General features: G+C 72.9%; 13 protein-coding genes, 1 tRNA gene and 1 pseudogene. 7 read left to right on the top strand and 8 right to left on the bottom strand.

Annotated elements, in window-relative coordinates; genetic code table 11:
* Window positions 1-52: 52 nt before the first annotated feature.
* From ASG53_RS03350 to ASG53_RS03340, 3 genes are all read left to right on the top strand, one after another.
* Window positions 53-1054: an iron-siderophore ABC transporter substrate-binding protein gene (locus ASG53_RS03350; RefSeq protein WP_056128483.1), complete on the top strand. Its 1002-nt coding sequence runs from the start codon at window positions 53-55 to the stop codon at window positions 1052-1054.
* Entirely contained in the window at window positions 1051-3177 is a 2127-nt protein-coding gene (locus tag ASG53_RS03345) for an iron ABC transporter permease (protein WP_056128480.1), read from the top strand. The genes ASG53_RS03350 and ASG53_RS03345 overlap by 4 nt, the downstream gene beginning before the upstream one ends.
* Window positions 3178-3296: 119 nt before the next feature.
* Window positions 3297-4268: an ABC transporter substrate-binding protein gene (locus ASG53_RS03340; RefSeq protein ID WP_056128476.1), complete on the top strand. Its 972-nt coding sequence runs from the start codon at window positions 3297-3299 to the stop codon at window positions 4266-4268.
* A gap of 139 nt (window positions 4269-4407) precedes the next feature.
* Here the strand turns inward: ASG53_RS03340 and ASG53_RS03335 are convergent.
* From ASG53_RS03335 to ASG53_RS03320, 4 genes are all read right to left on the bottom strand, one after another.
* Window positions 4408-4483: transfer RNA gene (locus ASG53_RS03335), tRNA-Ala, on the bottom strand.
* An 81-nt stretch (window positions 4484-4564) separates the two neighbouring features.
* Window positions 4565-5788, bottom strand: a complete 1224-nt coding sequence (locus ASG53_RS03330) for a hypothetical protein (protein ID WP_056128474.1) — start codon at window positions 5786-5788, stop codon at window positions 4565-4567.
* 98 nt (window positions 5789-5886) lie between these two features.
* Window positions 5887-6567, bottom strand: a complete 681-nt coding sequence (locus ASG53_RS03325) for a GNAT family N-acetyltransferase (RefSeq protein ID WP_082543748.1) — start codon at window positions 6565-6567, stop codon at window positions 5887-5889.
* A 2-nt stretch (window positions 6568-6569) separates the two neighbouring features.
* Entirely contained in the window at window positions 6570-7820 is a 1251-nt protein-coding gene (locus ASG53_RS03320; protein WP_056130571.1) for a molybdopterin molybdotransferase MoeA, read from the bottom strand.
* Between the two features lie 151 nt (window positions 7821-7971).
* On the opposite strand from ASG53_RS03320, the gene ASG53_RS03315 reads away from it, so the two are divergent.
* On the top strand, window positions 7972-8607 hold the full coding sequence (locus ASG53_RS03315) for a 5-formyltetrahydrofolate cyclo-ligase (RefSeq protein ID WP_056128472.1): 636 nt from the start codon (window positions 7972-7974) through the stop codon (window positions 8605-8607).
* Here the strand turns inward: ASG53_RS03315 and ASG53_RS03310 are convergent.
* Complete coding sequence (locus ASG53_RS03310; RefSeq protein ID WP_056128469.1) at window positions 8597-11197, bottom strand: penicillin acylase family protein; 2601 nt, start codon at window positions 11195-11197, stop codon at window positions 8597-8599. The two genes, ASG53_RS03315 and ASG53_RS03310, sit on opposite strands and share 11 nt — an antisense overlap.
* A 103-nt stretch (window positions 11198-11300) precedes the next feature.
* Between ASG53_RS03310 and ASG53_RS20550 the strand changes: the two are divergent.
* Window positions 11301-11597, top strand: a pseudogene (locus ASG53_RS20550) (FmdB family zinc ribbon protein); the annotation flags it as partial.
* Between the two features lie 14 nt (window positions 11598-11611).
* Here ASG53_RS20550 and ASG53_RS20545 read toward each other — a convergent pair.
* Window positions 11612-11842, bottom strand: a complete 231-nt coding sequence (locus ASG53_RS20545) for a hypothetical protein (protein WP_056128467.1) — start codon at window positions 11840-11842, stop codon at window positions 11612-11614.
* Window positions 11843-11947: 105 nt separating this feature from the next.
* On the opposite strand from ASG53_RS20545, the gene ASG53_RS03300 reads away from it, so the two are divergent.
* The gene (locus ASG53_RS03300; protein ID WP_082543746.1) at window positions 11948-12811 is read left to right on the top strand and encodes an SAF domain-containing protein; all 864 of its coding nucleotides are present in this window, start codon (window positions 11948-11950) and stop codon (window positions 12809-12811) included.
* A gap of 37 nt (window positions 12812-12848) precedes the next feature.
* The gene (gene mscL / locus ASG53_RS03295; protein WP_056128461.1) at window positions 12849-13325 is read left to right on the top strand and encodes a large conductance mechanosensitive channel protein MscL; all 477 of its coding nucleotides are present in this window, start codon (window positions 12849-12851) and stop codon (window positions 13323-13325) included.
* A 204-nt stretch (window positions 13326-13529) separates the two neighbouring features.
* Here the strand turns inward: mscL and ASG53_RS20065 are convergent, their stop codons facing one another.
* Both ASG53_RS20065 and ASG53_RS03290 read right to left on the bottom strand, forming a co-directional pair.
* Window positions 13530-13679 carry a hypothetical protein gene (locus tag ASG53_RS20065; protein ID WP_179913558.1) on the bottom strand — a complete coding sequence of 50 codons (150 nt, stop codon included), beginning with the start codon at window positions 13677-13679 and terminating at the stop codon, window positions 13530-13532.
* 143 nt (window positions 13680-13822) lie between these two features.
* Window positions 13823-18064: a hypothetical protein gene (locus ASG53_RS03290; protein ID WP_056128458.1), complete on the bottom strand. Its 4242-nt coding sequence runs from the start codon at window positions 18062-18064 to the stop codon at window positions 13823-13825.
* Window positions 18065-18326 lie beyond the last annotated feature (262 nt).

Raw genomic sequence — 18326 nt, 5'->3', positions numbered from 1 at the left:
GCCGGGACACCAGCCGCCCCGCACCCGTGGGGCCCAGCACCGAAGGACACCCATGCGCACGACCCACCTGCTGGCCCTGCCCGCAGCCCTGCTGGCCGCGGCCCTCACGCTCAGCGCGTGCGGCACCACCGAGACCCCCGACGCCGACGCCTCCGGCGACGCGACGACCGCCGCGTCGACGGGCCCGGTCACCTACACCGACGAGCGCGGCGAGCACACGCTCGACGCACCGGCCACAGCCGTCGTCTCCCTCGAGTGGGGCCTGACCGAGAACCTGCTCGCGCTCGGCGCACCGATCGTCGGCCAGGCCGACGTCGAGGGCTACAACACCTGGGACACCTCGATCGCCCTCGACCCGTCCACCCCGGACGTCGGCACGCGCGGCGAGGCGAGCCTCGAGGCGATCTCCGCCCTCGAGCCCGACCTCATCGCCGTCACGACGGACACGACCGACGCCGTGGTCGACCAGCTCGAGGACATCGCGCCCGTCGTGGTGCTCCGTGGCTCGGACGGCTCCGACCCGATCGGCTACATGCGCAGCACGGTCGAGACCCTCGCCGCCGCGACGGGCACCGACGCGAAGGGCGAGGAGCTCCTCCAGTCCTTCGACGACAAGGTCGCCGAGGGCAAGGCAGCGCTCGACGAGGCCGGGGTCGCTGGTGCGGCCTTCACCATGGCCGACGGCTGGATCACCAACGGGACCGTCTCGGTCCGCATGTACACCTCGGGCTCGTTCTTCGGCGCGATCGGCGACGAGCTCGGCCTCGAGAACGCCTGGACCGGCGAGGGCGACCCCGACTACGGCCTCGCCCAGACCGACGTCGAGGGTCTCACGGCACTCAGCGACACGAAGGACCTCACCTTCCTCTACACGGCGAGCGCGAGCGAGGCGAACCCCTTCGACGAGGGCCTCGCCGGCAACGCGATCTGGGAGCAGCTGCCCTTCGTCGCCGCAGGTGACGTGCAGCGTCTGCCCGACGGCATCTGGATGTTCGGCGGCCCGGCCTCGGCCGAGGCCTACGTCGACGCCGTCGTCGCCGCGCTGACAGCATGAGCACCGCGCAGGGGCGGGTCGACCAGCGAGCGACCCCGCTCGTCCCCGACGGTCGCGGCGAGCAGCCGCAGCTCACCGGACGTCACCCGCTCCTGCGCACAGGCGGGGTCTTCCTCGCCACCGGCCTGGTGGTCCTCGTCCTCGCGGCCGTCCACCTCACCCAGGGCACAGCGGGCCTCGGGCTCGGCGACGTCGTCAGGTCGTTGCTCGGTCTCGACGAGGGGTCGACGGCCTCGGCCGTGCTCGTGGCGTCCAGGCTGCCCAGGCTCGTCGCCGGGCTGCTGGTGGGCGCGGCCCTGGGCGCAGCCGGCGCGGCGCTGCAGTCTGTCGCCCGCAACCCGCTCGCCTCCCCCGACACCCTCGCGGTCAACGCCGGCGGGTATCTCGCGGTCGTCACTGTCGCCGTCGTCGGCATCTCCCTGCCCTTCTACCTCTCGGGGGTGCTGGCCTTCCTCGGTGGGCTGGCCGCCGCAGGGCTCGTGCTCGCCCTCTCCCAGGGAGGCAGCGCGGGGCCGACCCGCCTGATCCTCGCCGGCGCGGCCACGACCCTCGCCCTCAGCGCGGTCACGAGCGTGCTGCTCGTCCTCTTCCAGCAGCAGACCACGGGCCTCTTCGCGTGGGGCAGCGGGTCTGTCGTGCAGTCAGGCACCCGGGTCGTGACCCTCGCAGCACCTGTGGTGCTCGTCGGTCTGCTCGGTCTCGCGCTGCTGGCACGCCGTCTCGACCTGCTCGCGCTCGGCGACGACGCAGCCCGCGTGCTCGGCGTCGACGTGCGCGGCACCCGGGTCCTCACCGTCGGGGTCGCCGTGCTGCTCTCGGCCGCAGCCGTGACCGTCGCCGGTCCGATCGGCTTCGTCGGCCTCTGCGCCCCGGTGCTCGCGCGCCTCGTCGCGCGCACCGTGCCGGGCCTGAGCCGGCACACCACGCTGCTGCCGCTCTCCGCGCTCTTCGGCATCGTCGTCGTGCTCGGCGCCGACGTGCTGCTGCGCCTCGTGCTGCCCGGCCAGTACGGCGCGGCCGTGCCCACAGGCATCGTCACCACGGTCTTCGGAGCGCTCACCCTCGTGCTCCTCGCCCGCAGGCTCCGCGACTCGGGACCGGCCGCCAAGGGCGCTGCCGCGCACGTGCGCCCCCGGACCGCGCGCCGCACCGTCGTGGTGGTCACGGTCCTCGAGGTGCTGCTGGTCGTCGCCGCCGTGCTCGCAGTCCTGCTCGGCGACAGGATGCTGCTTCTCGGCGACGTCTCGAACTGGTTCGCCGACCAGGCCGGGCGTCAGGTCTCCTTCGTCCTCGACCAGCGGATGCCGCGGGTCCTGGCCGCCCTGCTCGCCGGAGCCGCCCTCGGGCTCGCCGGGACGCTCGTGCAGGCGGTGTGCCGCAACCCGCTCGCCGAGCCCAGCCTGCTGGGCGTCACCGCCGGAGCCGGCCTCGGAGCCGTCACCGTGATCCTCCTCGTGCCCGGAGCGCCCATCTGGGCCATGTCGCTCGCCGCGACGGCCGGGGCCTTCGTCACCTTCGGGCTCGTCTACCTGCTCGCGTACCGCGGCGGGCTGAGCTCGGACAGGCTCGTGCTCATCGGTGTGGGGATGAGCGCAGGCACCACGGCCTTCACCACCCTCGTGATCCTCGTGGTCGAGCCGTGGAACACGAACCTCGCGCTCACCTGGTTGTCAGGCTCGACCTACGGCCGGACCATGGCGCAGATCGTGCCCGTCGCCGTCGTCCTGCTCGTCGCGACGCCTCTCGCGATCTCGCGACGCCGCGAGATGGACGTGCTCTCCCTCGACGAGGACACCCCGCGAACGCTCGGCGTCTCGGTCGACCGGACCCGGCTGCTGCTGCTCTCCGCGACGGTCCTCATCACCGCGGCCGCCGTGTGCGCCGTGGGGGTCGTGGGCTTCGTCGGGCTCGTCGCGCCGCACGCGGCACGGGCGCTCGTCGGGTCGCGCAACGGACGGGTGATCCCCGTCGCGATGCTGCTCGGTGCACTGCTCGTCTCGGTCGCGGACACCGTAGGGCGGACGGTCATCGCCCCCGCGCAGATCCCCGCGGGCCTGACGACGGCGCTCATCGGCGCGCCGTACTTCGTCTGGCTGCTGTGGCGCCAGCGCACGACGCGCTGACGCACCCCTGATCTTCTCTGGCGCCGACCGGGCCACCCGGTCTGCCAGATCCCCCTGGCCGGAGCCGTCCACGGACCCCGCCAGCACCGCCCACCTGATCCCTCCTGGAAGGACCTCCGATGAGCACCCCGACCCGCCCGCGCGCTCCCCGCCGCACGCACCTCCTGATCGCCGTCCCCCTGCTCGCCGCCACCCTGCTCGCCGGGTGCTCGACCGTCACCGACGGCGCCGACGCGACCGGCAGCACAGCCTCCGGCGAGGCGACCTCGGCCGCGCCGACGACGCAGACCGTCGAGCACGCCCGCGGCACGACCGAGGTCCCCGCCGAGCCGCTCCGGGTGGTCGTCCTCGAACCCGTGCAGCTCGACACCGCCGTCGCCCTGGGTGTCATCCCGGTCGGTGCCGCCGTGCTCAGCGACGAGGCCGGTATCCCCGCGTACCTCGGCGAGGAGGCCGCGGGCATCGAGTCCGTCGGCACGGTCACCGAGCCGAGCATCGAGAAGATCGCCGCCCTCGAGCCCGACCTCATCCTCGGGACGGAGTCACGCCACTCGGCGCTCTACGACCGCCTCGACGAGATCGCGCCCACGGTGTTCATGGCGACGCAGACCGACCCGTGGACCGAGAACGTCGCGCTCGTCGCCCGCGCCCTCGGCGACGAGGCCGGGGCGCAGACCCTGCTCGACGACTTCGACGCGCGCTGCACCGAGGTCGCGGACGAGCACGACACGGCCGGCAAGACCGCCCAGCTCATCCGTCCGCGCGACGGACAGCTGAGCCTCTACGGGCCGACCTCCTTCGCCGGGAGCGCCCTGGAGTGCGCTGGCTTCACCACCCCCGAGCGCGACTGGGAAGACTCGATCTCCGTCGACCTGTCCTACGAGCGGGTCTTCGAGGCGCAGGCCGACCTCGTGCTCGTCACCACCTCGGACACCAGCGACCCGGCGACCATGCCCGAGGTCATCACCACGAACGCCGACGCCTTCCCGGACGCCCACCTGGTCGACCAGTCCTTCTGGATCACCGGTGTCGGCCCGCTCGGCGGCATGACCGTGCTGGACGACCTGGACCGGATCCTGTCGGAGCAGTAGCCCACCGGCACGGGACGGGGGCCTCGCCCTCGTCCCGCCCCTCGGGTGCCTCCGGTGCCTGCGGTGCCCGCCCCGCCGCGCCCGGCCCCAGACGCAGAAGAACCCGGCTCCTGAGGAGCCGGGTTCTTCTGTCGTGCTGTGGTGGAGCTAAGGAGATTCGAACTCCTGACCTCTTCGATGCGAACGAAGCGCGCTACCAACTGCGCCATAGCCCCAGGTCTGACGACCGGACGAACCGGTGTGCCGAACCGCTGTCTAGCCTAGCACCCAGGTGGAGGTGCTCCGCACAGGAGCGGTCACTCCCCCGCGGCCCGGCGGCGGGCCAGGACGGAGTTGAGGTTCACGCCGAGGCTGTCCTCGGACGGCTCCTCAGCGGCCACCGTGACCGGTGCGGGCTGCGCGGGGCTGGCCCCGGCGAGCTCGGCGCGACGCTCTTCGGTGAGCTTGCGGAGCTCGGCCGTGAGGGGCGCGGGCTCCCAGCGGGGCGCGGTCGACTTGAGGGTGTAGACCGGGCGCGGGACGGCGACGGGCTCCCAGTCGGTGCTCTCGCCCTCCTGGGCTGGAGCGGGCTGGCGGGCAGCAGGGGCGGCCGAGGACGCACGGTCAGCCCCGCCGGTCGGACGAGAGGCCGAGGACGCCTCCGGCTCGGCAGTCTTAGCCGTTCGGGCGGCAGCCGTCGGAGTGACGGTCCGCTCTACCTCGGCGCCGCTCTTCGCGGCGGTCGTCTTGGCGGCGGTGGTCGTGGCAGCGGTCGTGCCGGTCGTCGTACCGGCCGACGTGCCCTCAGCGCCCTGGCCAGCGGCACCCGCAGCCCGCACGCGGGAGATCATCTCGGTCTGGGTCTGCGAGGAGTGCACGGCACGACCGGTCACGGTGGTTCGCACAGCAGGTGCGGGGCGTCCGGCACGGCGCAGCGCTGCGGGGCGGGCGGCCTCGCGGGCCGCCTCACGCTCCCTGGCAGCAGCGTCGGCGCGGGCGTTCGCGAGGACGGCGCGACGTCCGAGGACGAGCACCGAGACGAGGAGGACTGCGGGGACAGCCACGGTCCAGACGGGCAGGGACGTCACGGCGACGATCACGCCGACGAGGGCGGTGAGCACCACGAGGCCGAGCGTGAGGGTCGCGCGGCGGCGCGCAGCAGCGGCGCGGCGCGCGAGCAGCGCGTCGCGCGAGGCCGACCCGTACGAGTCGTTCCGCTCCATGTCCTGCACTCCATCCGTGATCTGACGCCGAGCCCGCACCGTCGTGCCGATCGGCGGTGTCAGCAACGACACGTCCACACTGCTCGACGTCGTGCAGTCACCATGCTTCTGAGAGACGGCCTGCGCGGACCGTCCCGTGGTGCTCTTGCTGGGTGACGAGTCACCGCTCGCGACCGCGAGGACGCGCAGACGACCGGAGAACCTGTCGTCCACCCGCGACTCGAGCAGCTGCTGACGGTGACGCAACCTCTGAGGGACCAGGTAGGCCAACCACAGCACGACCACAGCCACGACGACGATACCGGCTGGTGATCCCACACGCTGACGTTAGGCGAGGTGGCAGCACCGACCGTGGACGCACCCCGGCGTGTCGGCCCCGGGCCGCTGTCGCGGTCGATGCAGGGCCCCCGTCGCGGTCAGGCGCCCTGCGTGGACCGCCACCGCGCGAGCAGCCCGTCCGGCACCTCAGGGGCTGTCAGAGCGAAGGTCCTGTGGTCGCACCACCGACCCTGGATGTGCAGGTACGCCTCGCGTAGCCCTTCGTCACGCAGCCCGAGCTTCTCGACCACCCGCAGGCTCGGCGCGTTCTCGGGCCTGATGTTGATCTCGACCCTGTGCAGCCCGAGCTCGAAGAAGCAGTGGTCGGCGGCCATCGCGACGGCCGTCGGGATCACGCCCCGTCCTGCGACGTGCTGGCCGACCCAGTAGCCGATGCTCGCAGAGCAGAGTGAGCCGTAGGTGATCGAGGAGACCGTCAGCTGGCCGACGAGCTCGCCGTCCAGCTCGACCGCGAAGGGCAGCGTCGAGCCGTCGCGGGCAGCCTTGTCGAGGGCCCTGACGTAGCCCGTGAAGGACGGCGGGCGCGTGGGCTGCGTCCGTCCCGGCCACCCGCGGTGACGGCCCTGGCGGTCGAGGCCAGTCGGTGCCGGGGTGGTGGCCTCCCACCGTTCGAGCCAGTCCTGGTTGTCCGCCCGCAGGTCCATCCACGCGTCGCGGTCCGCCCGGCGCAGGCGCCGGAGCAGCAGCGTCCCGCCGGGGGCGCGCAGCGAGTCGTCCCGAAGGATCACCGGCCAGCGCGGCGCCCAGACCACACCCACCGCTAGCCCTCGAGGACCAGGCAGTGCACGCGGTCGCCGAAGCGCACCTCGGACTCGCCCTCGGGCACGACAGCCAGCGCGTTGGCCTCGGCGAGCCCGGCGACCGAGAGGTCTTCGAGACGGGTCGGGTCGCCGACGGGCGTCACGTGGTACCCACCGTCGGGGGACCCGACGAGGACCGCGGGGACGAACTGGCGCACACCCGCGGGGCTGCGCCAGCCGACAGCCGCGTGGGCCGCGACGGACGGCCTGTAGATGTCTGTGTAGCCGGCCATCGCGCGCAGCGCCGGCCGCACGAAGACCTCGTAGGAGATCTGCGCGGCGACGGGGTGCCCGGGCAGGGAGAAGACCGGGATCGTGTCTCCAGGGTTGTCGGTGCTGTCGCCGATGCCGGCGTGGAGCGTCCCGAGGCCCTGGTTGCGCCCGGGGACCATCGCGACGTGGTCGAAGCGGACCGTGCCGAGCGGGGCCAGCACGTCCTTGAGGGTGTCGTGCGACCCCTCCGACAACCCGCCGGTGGTGATGAGCAGGTCGGCGCGGACCAGCTGGTCTTCGATCATCTCGCGCAGGCGGGTCTGGTCGTCGCTCACCGGCGCCACCTGGATCGCGATGGCTCCGGCGTCCTGGACGGCGGTCCGCAGGGAGGGACCGTTCGCGTCGAACACCCCGGGACGGGTCGAGCCCGGCTGGACCAGCTCGTCGCCGACGGGGAGGATCACGACGCGCGGCGCGGGGTGCACCCGGATCCGGGCGTAGCCGAGGCTCGCCGCGAAGGCCAGCTGCCGGGCGTCGAGGCGGGTGCCGTGGCGCAGCGCGACGGTCCCGGCACGCACATCGGAGCCGACGGCGCGGACGTTGGCGCCGGGGGCGAGCTCGGTCATGACGCGGACCTTGGCGGCCCCGCGGTCGGTCGCCCAGACGGGGACGAGCGCGTCGGCCCCCACGGGCATGGGGACCCCCGAGCTCACCAGGACGCTCTGACGCGGCGCGAGCCTGAAGGGCTCGTCGGCAGCAGACCAGACGTCGTGGGTGACGGGCAGGACCACGGGCGACTCGTGGCTCGCTCCGGCGAGGTCCTGGGAGCGCACCGCGTAGCCGTCGCAGGTCGCCAGCGGGCGCGAGGGGATGTCCTCGGTGACGACGATGTCGGCCGCGAGGATGCAGCCCGCGGCGTCGGTCAGGACGACGTCGAGCGCGGGGACGGGCAGGGCGACGGCGAGGACTGCCGCGAGCTGGTCCTGGACGCTCTTCACCGCTGAGCCACCGCCGTCGTCAAGACGCTCGAGCAGCACGGGGCGGTGGGGGTGGTCGCGCTCATCCGGCCAGGGTAGTGCAGATACGACTCTGCGCAGGTCCTGACCGGGTCACACCCCGGACGGGGCGTTTCTTTGAGATACTTTGACCATGAGTGGTCCAGCACAGCCGTACCCTGTCCACGCGGCGCTCGAGGCGGAGGACGCCAAGAGCGCCCTGCGCACAGCGATCCGCTCGGCCCGCGACGCACGCACGGAGCGCCGACGCGACGAGGCCGCGCACGCGCTGGCCGAGGTCGTGCTGACCATCCCCGAGGTGCGCGACGCCCGACGCGTGGGCCTCTACGCCGCCCGACCGGCCGAGCCCGGGACGGCTCCGCTGCTCGACGCCCTCGACGAGCTCGGCAAGACCATCTTGCTGCCGGTGCTCGGCGCAGGTCTCCAGCGCGACTGGGCCCCCTACGCCGGGGCCCACGACCTCTTGCAGCGCGCCCCGGGGCGCCCGCCGGAGCCCTCCGGCGCCCCTGTCGGTCCGTCGGCCCTCGAAGACGTCGACGTGGTGATCGCCCCCGCTCTCGCGGTGGACACCTCCGGCACGCGGCTGGGCCAGGGCGGCGGCTGGTACGACCGCGCCCTCACCTTCGTGAGGCCCGACGTGAAGATCGTCGCCGTGGTGTTCCCCGAGGAGATCTACGACGCGCAGGAGCGCCCGCTCCCCCGCGAGGAGCATGACCGCCCCGTGCACGGGTACGCGACCCCGCACGGCTGGGATTGGATCACGGCGTGAGCGTGAGCTCGTCCTTCGACTCGGCCTCGACGGCCTCGCGGCTCGACCGCCACGTGTAGGAGTCGCCGGCCGCCCAGGTCGACAGCTGGTCTTCGTAGTGGCTGCTGGCCGGGTGGCCCGACGTGCCGGTCACCACGACCCAGGTCGAGGCGTCGAGGTCGGCCAGGTCGACGACCGCCCGCATCGACGGACCCGCGGTCACCTCGAAGGAGCCTGTCGAGGCGTCCCACGACGTCGCGTCGACGATCGCCGCGCCACCGCTCATCTCGAGGGTCGGCGGGTTGACGAAGCCACGGACGATGCCCGGGACCGACTCCCCGCCGAGCACGGGGTGCTCGAGGTCGAGCGTGTGCAGGGAGCCCCAGCGCCAGTCCGACGGGTCGCTGCCGAGACGGACCGTGAGCTCGGACCGGGCGTTGACCAGAGCCTGCTGGAGGATCGAGTCGCGCGTCTCGACGACGTTCGCCGTGCGCCTGTCGTCCCACCACGAGCTCATCGGGTCGTCGAGCCGGGTGCGGACCACCTCGAGCCACCGGTCGCTGCCGTCGGCCGCAGCCTCCTCGGAGAGCTCGTCGTCGAAGGTCAGCGCGAGCATCTCGGCCCAGACCGCAGAGAAGTAGGCGGCCGCCGGTGAGTCGGCGTCCTGGCTGTAGTCCCAGTCGCGCAGCAGGTCCTGCCCGCCGCGCTCGAAGCCTGTCGTGAGCCGCTGCTCGAGGAGGACAGGGACGAGCAGCCGCGCGAAGGGGTTGTCGGTGTCGCCCTGGATCCGCTCCATGTCGTCGACGGTGAAGGGCGTGCCGGCCGCGATCTGCTCTTCGAGCAGCGTGCGGATGCGCTGCGACCTGAAGCCGTAGTCCCAGTCCGAGGTGAGGTACGGGCCGGCGCCGGCCGGCGCGACGGCCTGGTTCGCCGCGACGATGAACCCCTCGGCAGGGTCGAGGACCGAGGGCATCGTGGCGGGGTCGACGGTCCCCTGCCAGTCGTAGGCGCTGTCCCAGCCGGGCCGCGGCCACGTGCCGTCGGAGGGCATGGGGCCCTCGACCACGCCGCGGACCGGGATCGTGCCTGGAGCCTGGTAGCCGATATGACCGTCGGTCGTCGCGAAGACGATGTTCTGCGACGGGACCTCGAACAGCCGGGCAGCCGCGGCGATGTCCTCGGCGTCGGCCGCGGTGTTCATGGCGAAGATCGCGTCGGCGGTCCGCCCGGGTGTCAGCGCGGTCCAGCCGAGGGCCACCTCGTAGCCGCCTCCCCCGGCACGGAGCACGCCGTCGACGACCTCGGTCGGCGTCCCGGTGACGGGGGCGACGTCGAGCACGTCGGAGATGATCGGGCCGTGGCCGGTCGACCGCACCTCGAGGGTGACGTCGTCCGCCCCGGCGACCTTGATGACCTCGGTCCGCGTGGTCATCTCGTTCCAGGTCCCGTCGACCTGGTAGGTGTCGTCCTGCGTGCGCTCGACGAAGAAGTCTGTGACGTCGGCCCCGAGGTTCGTGATCCCCCAGGCGAGCCCGGGGTTGTGGCCGATGATCACGCCGGGGAAGCCCGCGAAGGAGAAGCCGGTGACGTCGAAGGGGCAGGCGTCGCCCACGGCGTCGCAGTGCAGACCGACCTGCGCCCAGATGCTCGGGGCGGCGAGGCCGAGGTGCGGGTCGTTGGCCAGCATCGGGCTGCCCGTGGCCGTGTGCTCGCCCGAGACCACCCACGAGTTCGAGCCGATCCCTGCTCCGCGTCCGACGAGGACCGGCACCGCAGAGACAGCCTGCGCCGCAGAGTCGACAGCTCCGGCGACCGCGGGGGACGTCAGGTCGAGAGGGTCTGAGGACGCCCCGGCTCCGGCCCCGCTCGGTGCAGGCACGCTGTTCGCAGCGGCGGCCTCGGCGGACAGGATCGGCGTGTTGACGGTGTCCGGGTAGTCGGGGAAGAGCTCGTCGACACGTCCCACGTCGCGGACCGTGGCGAGTGACTGCGCCCGGGCCAGCTCGTCGTCGTAGTTGCCGCGCAGGTCCCAGGCCATCGCCTTGAGCCAGGCGAGGGAGTCGACGGGGTCCCAGCGCTCCGGGTCCTCGACGGAGACCTGGAGACCGAGCACGGAGTACTCGACGGCGATCTGCGAGGTCGAGCGCTCGGCGAGATACGCGTTGACGCCGTCGGCGTAGGCCTGGAGGTAGTTCTTGGTGTCGGAGTCGAGGATCTCCCACTCCTGCTCGGCGACCTCGCGCCACCCGAAGGTGCGGATCACCTTGTCCGCCTCGAGGGCGTCGGCGTTCTCGCCCACCAGCTCCGACAGCCGGCCCGCGGTGACGTGACGTCGGTAGTCCATCTCGAAGAACCTGTCCTGCGCCTGCACGTAGCCCTGGGCCATGAAGAGGTCCGCTGCCGTCGAGGCGTAGATGTCCGGGACACCCTGCGCGTCGCGGTGCACGGTGACGGGCGCGGAGAGACCGGCGACGCTCAGCTCGCCCGAGGTGGTCGGCAGGGGGCGCCGGACCAGCACAGCGGTCGTGACGACAGTCGCCACGAGGGCGACGACGAGCAGGAGGGCGAGGGCGACGAGGGAACGGCGGAGAGCGACATGACGAGAGGGCACGGTGCGAGGTTACGTGCTCGGCCCGACACCCGCCCCCGGCGGGCGAGATCGTTACCTGGCGGGGTGTGCCGGAGCCCACTTCCCGGTGCGGCGGCGGAGACGTATGATTAGCACTCGGTCGACCCGAGTGCTAGAACAGGCAACGCGTCGCAGCCTGCACGTCGGGTCGCGTCCCTCCTGCCCGGCCCGCACGGGAGACCGATCCCTACCCGGGTGCGCCGGTGCGCCCGACCCCCTACAGGTTCTCGAGGAGATCTCCGTGCCCCTCTACGCGTACACGTGCACCGCGTGCGGCCACAGCTTCGACATCCACCAGTCCTTCGCCGAGGACGCGCTGACAGTCTGCCCCGAGTGCGAGGGCCGTCTGCGCAAGGTGTTCTCCCCCGTCGGCGTGGTCTTCAAGGGCTCCGGCTTCTACCGCACGGACAACAGCTCGAAGAAGTCCTCGGGCTCGTCCTCGGGATCGTCGAAGCCCGCCTCGGCCTCGAGCAGCACGAGCTCGTCGAGCGACAGCTCGAGCACGTCAGGCTCGTCCTCGAGCACCTCTGGCTCGTCCAGCTCGTCTGGCTCGTCCAGCGCCTCGGGGTCGTCCAGCTCGTCGAAGGCCTCGACGTCGTCAGGCTCCTCCGGCTCCTGACTCAGCACAGTCTCCGCGCACGGCCGTCGTCCCCAGGGGCGGCGGCCGTCGTCGTGTCCACAGACGGCTCGAACTTGGCACCGGCACGGTCTGACGATCCCTAGCGTGCAGGCATGCGCACACAGTCCCGCACGCCCGACCGGGTCAGTCCTCGGGGCAGGCCGGTACCTGACCTGCCCGACCGTGCCACCGCGCGCTCTCGCCGCCTGACCCATCGCACAGACCGCTCCGGCCGCTCCGATCCCGGCGGACGACGCACCGAACGCGCCGGGGCCAGCTCGTCGCTCGTGGCCCGTCCCGGGGCGCTGGTCCCTCCGCGGGTGCGGCGTCGAGCGCGGGCCCTGCTGTGGCGGCACAGGTTCGTCGTCGCCGCGCTGCTCGTCGGGCTCGCCGCAGCCGTGGTCGTCCACAGGCTCGCTCCTCCCCCGGAGCCGCGGCAGGCCGTGGTCGTCGCTGCCTCCACGCTGCCCGCCGGTACGACGCTCGGCACCGCGGACCTGCGGACGGTCGACCTCCCCCTCGACGTGGTCGCCGAGGGATGGCACTCGGACGGCTCCGCCGTCGTGGGTCGCACCCTCGCGCTCGACGTCCCCGAGGGCACGATCCTCGGGGCTCCGTTGCTGGTCGACGAGGCTGCGACGGGACCACCGGGCACCGTCGTGGCAGGGGTGCGCCTGGCCGAGCCGGCACTGGTCGCGGTGCTGTCGCCAGGGATGCACGTCGACCTGCTCGCGGCAGCCCCGACACTGGACGGTGCCGAGGGCGCGTCCGCCGCCCCGGCGACGACCCTCGCCGTGAGGGCGCTCGTCCTGCCTCAGCCAGCCAGCGCTGCAGACGACGGAGACGGGATCCTCGGTTCGGCAGGGAGCGCCGGTGACGCGGCCGAGCTGGTGCTCGTCGCGGTCACACCCGACGAGGCCTCGCTGCTCGCGAACGTCGCCGGACGCCAGGCCGTGTCCGCAGTGGTCGTGCGATGATCTTGTCGTTAATCGTCACCTCTGGAAGTGGGGATCCATGAAGAACGTCGCGAACGGCTTCAAAGAATTCATCATGCGCGGCAACGCCATCGACCTGGCCGTCGGTGTCATCATCGGTGCGGCATTCGGAGCCGTGGTCAACGCGATCGTCGACAACCTGCTCACACCGCTGATCGCCGCGATCTTCAGCGAGCCGAACCTCGACTCGGTCATGACCTTCGAGATCAACGACGCCGTGTTCAGCATCGGTACCGTGCTCACAGCGCTGATCAACCTGTTCTTCATCGCGCTCGCGCTGTACTTCTGCGTGGTCCTGCCGCTCAACCACCTGCAGAAGCTCCGCAAGAAGGGCGTCATCGAGGAGCCCGAGGGCCCGTCGGAAGACGTCCTCATCCTCACGCAGATCCGCGACCTGCTCCTCGCCCAGAACGGTGGCCCGGCGCTCGGCACCTCGTCAGCGCCGTCCACCCCGGACGTACCGACCACGAAGCCGCCGGTCCCGCCCGTCGCCTGACGCAGGCCCGCCAGAGCGACACCCGGTCCCCGCAACGCCAGAGGCCGCAGCACCCCACGGTGCTGCGGCCTCTCGCGTACGGAATCCTCCACGTGCGTCGTGCTTCGCGTGCCGGGCCTGCTCGCGCGCCCGACCTCGTCGCTGCTGCGACCTCGCGCAGTCTCGGCCCCTGGCGTGCTGCAGCACCGCGGGCGCGACCTGAGATCACCAGTGCGGCGGCACGTCCCGACGCAGCCGGTCGTCGTTGGCGTCGTCAGCCGACCCGTTGCCGGTGACCTCGTCGGCCCAGCCAGACGAGGTCTCGTCCGCGCTCAGCCCTGCGACAGCCTCACGCTCGGGCCCCTTCCGGACCACCCGGCGGTGCCCACGTCGACGCGGTGTCTCGGGAGCGCCAGCAGGATCAGCCCCCTCGCGCTGCACCACCGAGGCCGGTCGCTCCGGAGCAGAATGCCCCGGGCCAGGGCGGCCGCCGTCCGGCGCGCCGCCCTCTCCCGAGGTCACAGGCCCAGTGTCCGGCGCACCGCGCTCGACACGGCGATGTCCACGCGGTTGCTCCTGCGGACGATCCCCAGCTCGGAGCGCACCTGCGCTGCGAGCTCGTCGGCGTCCCGCGGGAGGCCGTCGGTCATGATCCACCGGGCCAGCTCGTCGAGGTCGTCGTCGCCGTAGGCGGCGATGGGCAGCCCGGGCTCGACGTCGGGCCGGCTCGCGCGGCGGACCGCCTCGCGCGGCTGCGGGACGTCCCCCTCGGTGAGCAGAGGCGCGGTGACCACGGGGACAGGCGCCGACGGGTCGACGACCTCTCCGGCAAGACCGTCAGCATCGGCGAGCCCCGCGATGTCTCCGGCGTCGTCGAGACCGACCAGCGGGATCGCCCCGGTCACCGGCATGCGGGCCGCGCGGCGGCGCGCCTCGATGTCCAGGACGGTCTCGCGGATCCGCATGGCCTGACCCTCGGGGTCGAGGAACAGCGAGACAGACCACACCTGGACCACAGACCAGCCCAGACGTTCCAGCCGCTCGGCGCGCTGGCGGTCCCGGACGCGGATGCTCGTCTCGGCCGTGTAGTCGGCGTCGTCGGTGAGGACGGCGACGAGCAGCTCGTCGGGCAGGTCGGGGTGGCCCACCACGAGCGGGATGTGCTCGCCGTCGGCAGCGCCGTGGTGCGTCTCGACGGTGAGCCCCGCGCGGAACAGTCGCTCGGCGAGGTCGAGGACCAGGCGGTCCGGGTCGGGCTGACCCTCGGTGAACCGACCGACGTCGTGGACGGGGCTGGCCGACCGCTGCTCTGCGAAGTCGAGGAGCGAGCCGAGCAGCTGGGCTCCCGCGCCGCGCAGGCGCTCGGGGTCCAGGTCCTCGGCCCCGAAGCACGAGACGACCGTGAGGCGGCGTCGTGTCGAGCCGATCGCGTTGAGGAGCAGGGAGTCTCCGGTCGGCCCGGACACGTCGCCGAAGTTGTGCAGCACCCGGCCGTGCGGCGTCCGGCCGAAGCCGACCGAGAAGATCACGGCCTCGCGGCTCAGCCCGGCGACAGACTGCAGGTCGGAGACGACCACGGGCTCGCGGCGCGAGGGGTCGAAGAACGGACCGAGGGCCGCGTTCTGGCGCACCTGCCCGAGGATCGCCTCGCGGATGCGGTCGGCGTGCGCGCGCGACCCGGTGATGATCCCGAGGGACTCGTCGGGACGGTCGAGGGCGTGCATGATCGCGAGCTCGACCACCCGGTCGACCTCGGTCTGCGTGGACTCGACAGCACCCGAGACGGGGTCGGGCATGCCGACGCCGTCGACGGTCTCGAAGAAGACCAGACGCTCCTGGGAGGGCAGCGGCATCGGGTGCAGGACACCCGCGTAGCCGTGCTGCGACAAGAACTGCGTGAGCTCGGGGTCGCGCCGCGAGGCGTCACCGGCGAGGCCGACCGTCGGCAGCAGCTCCGCGAGGCTGCGGACAGCCTGGCCCGGAGCGCAGCGGGCGTCGCCCACCACGACGATCTGGCGGCCGCGGGCGATCGCCGACAGGACGGACTCGACGGGCAGGTGCTGCGCGGCGTCGAGGATCACGAGGTCCACGGTGCGGTGGGCGGGGAGCACGTGCGGCACGAGGGTCGGTGTCGCGATCATGCAGGGGCGGAGCTTGCGCAGCACGTCACCGTACTCGTCGGCCACGGTCCGCAGGCTCGTCAGCGACTCTTCGACGAGGAGCGCGAAGAGACCTTCGGCCTGCTCCCTGTTGTCGCGGAGCGCTCCGTGGATCTGCGCGACGGCGGCCGCGCGGATCGGGGTGGCGAGGGAGTCGACGTGCTCGCGGTCGAGGGTGCGGAAGGTCTCGGCGAGCGCCTCGATGCCCCGGCCGCCGACCTCGGCGACGTAGGGGTCCGCGGCGAGGATCTGCTCGAAGACCGAGCTCCACCAGGCGAGGTCGAGCTCGGCCTCGACGAGACCGCGCTCGACGCGGCGGGCGGTGAGGTCGGTGAGCAGCGTGCCGAGCCCGTGAGCCGTGAGGCTGCGGACCAGCCGGGTGCGCTCGGGCAGCGAGGTGAGCGCCCCACGGTCGTCGAGCAGACGCTGCAGGCGCTCGGTGAGGTCGCCGAGGGTCATCCCGGCGAGGCCGGCACCTGCCGAGGTCGTCGCGAGGACGGCGTCGAGGGCTGTGAGGTCCTCGACCACGTCGCGGTAGGTCTGCTCGATGGCCGCGAGGCCCTCGGGCAGGCGCGGCCATCCACCGGACGGGCAGTGCTCGGCCCAGGTCTGGCGCTGCGCCTGGACCTCGAGCAGCGCAGAGTGCAGGTCGGCCACGCGTGAGCCGGGACGGATCATGTCCTTCGCACGCTTGACGAGCCGGCGGCGGTGCAGCCCGCTCATCTCGACGTCGTGCTCGTTGCGCCACTGACGGCTCGCCGTCGCGGCGACCAGGTCGTCGGCGGTCCGCTCGAAGACCATCGGCTGGAAGACCTCGAGGGTCGTGCGCATGCCGGCGAGCATCTCGATCTGCTCGCCCCAGGCAGAGACCGTGCGGGCGGCCTGCAGCCCGGTGTCCTCGACCACGGCGTCCATCTGCCTGCGGAGGTCGGCGAGCGAGACGTCGAGCAGCCGGGTGATCCGGGCGACGGCGTCCTCGGCCGTGGCGTCGGTGTCGATGTCAGCCCCGTACCAGGGCGAGGTGCCCGGCTGGGCCGAGAACGCATCGAGGGACGCGGCCCGGACCAGGTCGGCGCCGACCTCCTGGCGCACCGAGGCGATGCGCGCGAGCGTCGCGGCGTCGAGCCTGACCGTCGTGGCGGGGGTCGGGCGTTCGGAGGTGAGCCGGGCCAGTGCCTGGAGCGCGTCGTAGGCGGAGATGTCCCACGGAGCACGCAGCTGGTGCAGGCCGTCGATCATCCGGGTGAGCCTGGACCGGGTCTCCACGAGGGCGAGGCGGGTGTCGGCGATGCGCGCGGCGTCGACAGTCGGCGCCTCGAGGGTCATGGCACCGAGCAGGCGGCGCGACACCGAGGTGCGCCAGCTGGGGCTCGGGGTGACGTCGAGGACCAGGTCCCCGAGACCGAGGTCCTCCAGGCGCGCGGTGAGCGCGTCGGCGGCGCGACGGTGGCCGGGGACGTACAGGACGCTGCGGCCGATGGCTGCAGCCTCCGCGACCACCGCTGCGACGGCGCCTGTGGCGTCGGCGCCCACGGGGGCGTCGACGAAGAGGTGGCTGCCCGTGGCGAGCGCGTCGAGGACGTTGCGGCCCGAGGGGTCGAGGTCGCCGACACCACGCTCCATGTTGGGCTCGGCGTCGCCCGTGCGCAGCGCGGGCATCGAGGCTGCGAGGGAGTCGATGGCTCCCTGGTCCCCGGCGAGGGCGGCGATGACCTCGTGACGGTCCAGCCCGATGTTGAGGTCGTCGAGGTCGTCGACGAGCATCTGCCCCGGGTGCGCGAAGGTCCCCACGAGCAGCTTGTCGGTCATGGTGAAGTCGGCGAGCACCGCCGAGCCGAGGGCGTTGATGCGGTCGAGGGCGACAGCAGGGTCGAAGCCCGAGCCCGTGAAGGCACCGCGGGCGAGGGCGGCTGCGTCGAGCAGGGCCCCGCGTGAACGCAGCGCCCGGGCCAGCACGGGGTTGATCTCGGCCGTGGGCTCGAGGGCGAGCTCGTAGTCGGTCTCGCCTCCCCCGCGGGCCTCGATCTCGATCGGGCGCAGCAGGACAGGGGCGCGGACCGTGCGGCCGGCGGCGCGGGAGGCCTCGGCTGCGGCGTCGTCGTAGACCCCACGGTCGGAGCCGCCGGAGAAGGCGACGCGGGCGAGCGCTGCGACGTCGTCGGAGGTCTCGTCGACCTCGTGCTCGGTCCAGGTCGCGAGGCCGATCGCCAGATACGTCGGGGCGATGCCGTAGCGCTCGGCCTGCTCCTGGGAGCGCTGGGCGACGGCGCGCGCACGGCGGCGGGCGACGGGCAGCGAGCTGCCCTCGCGGAAGATGTTCGCCAGGCGGGTGCTGCGGCCTGCGAAGAGCTGGGCGATGCCCGACGGGTGCGCGGCGGTGAGGTCGAGGACAGCGTCGCCGAGCAGACCGACGTCGGCGAGCGTCGAGCCGCCGGCCAGCGAGACCAGGGTCGAGCGCCAGCGGTCGATCGCGGCGGCGACGGTCTCGGCCGTGGTGGCAGGCTTGACGAGGGTGGGGACCGTGCGCATGGCACGCGTCTCGGCGTTCGCGTCGGCGTCGCCGTGGACCGCGCCGGAGGCGGACTGGTCCGTGCTGGTCATGTCAGGGGTTCTCTCGCTGGACGGGTCGTGAGGCGCAGCCGGGCTCGGGTCGTGGTCGGAGCGGGCCCTGTCGGTCCCCGCCGTCCTGTCGCGATCGGGAGCTGTCACCCCAGCACGGTATCTGGCCGGGACGGCGTTCGTGGCCTGACGCGCCGACGACGAGGGCCACGACGGGCCTGGGCACTGCTGGAGGGGGTTGTCCGGCACCTCGACGGAGCGGTGACCTGGCCGTCCGTGACCGGGCTGAGCGCGGTGGGAAGGG

Source organism: Sanguibacter sp. Leaf3 (assembly GCF_001425965.1).
GTDB classification, from domain to species: domain Bacteria; phylum Actinomycetota; class Actinomycetes; order Actinomycetales; family Cellulomonadaceae; genus Sanguibacter; species Sanguibacter inulinus.
Note: the sequence above shows the minus strand (reverse complement) of the source record. Positions and strands in the feature narration are given on the sequence as shown.

Bases quoted from the DNA above. Each gene is read 5' to 3' on its own strand.
- ASG53_RS03350 (WP_056128483.1), top strand. From the start codon at position 53: ATGCGCACGACCCACCTGCTGGCCCTGCCCGCAGCCCTGCTGGCCGCG.
- ASG53_RS03300 (WP_082543746.1), top strand. From the start codon at position 11,948: ATGCGCACACAGTCCCGCACGCCCGACCGGGTCAGTCCTCGGGGCAGG.
- mscL (WP_056128461.1), top strand. From the start codon at position 12,849: ATGAAGAACGTCGCGAACGGCTTCAAAGAATTCATCATGCGCGGCAAC.
- ASG53_RS03345 (WP_056128480.1), top strand. From the start codon at position 1,051: ATGAGCACCGCGCAGGGGCGGGTCGACCAGCGAGCGACCCCGCTCGTC.
- ASG53_RS03315 (WP_056128472.1), top strand. From the start codon at position 7,972: ATGAGTGGTCCAGCACAGCCGTACCCTGTCCACGCGGCGCTCGAGGCG.
- ASG53_RS03290 (WP_056128458.1), bottom strand. From the start codon at position 18,064: ATGACCAGCACGGACCAGTCCGCCTCCGGCGCGGTCCACGGCGACGCC.
- ASG53_RS03340 (WP_056128476.1), top strand. From the start codon at position 3,297: ATGAGCACCCCGACCCGCCCGCGCGCTCCCCGCCGCACGCACCTCCTG.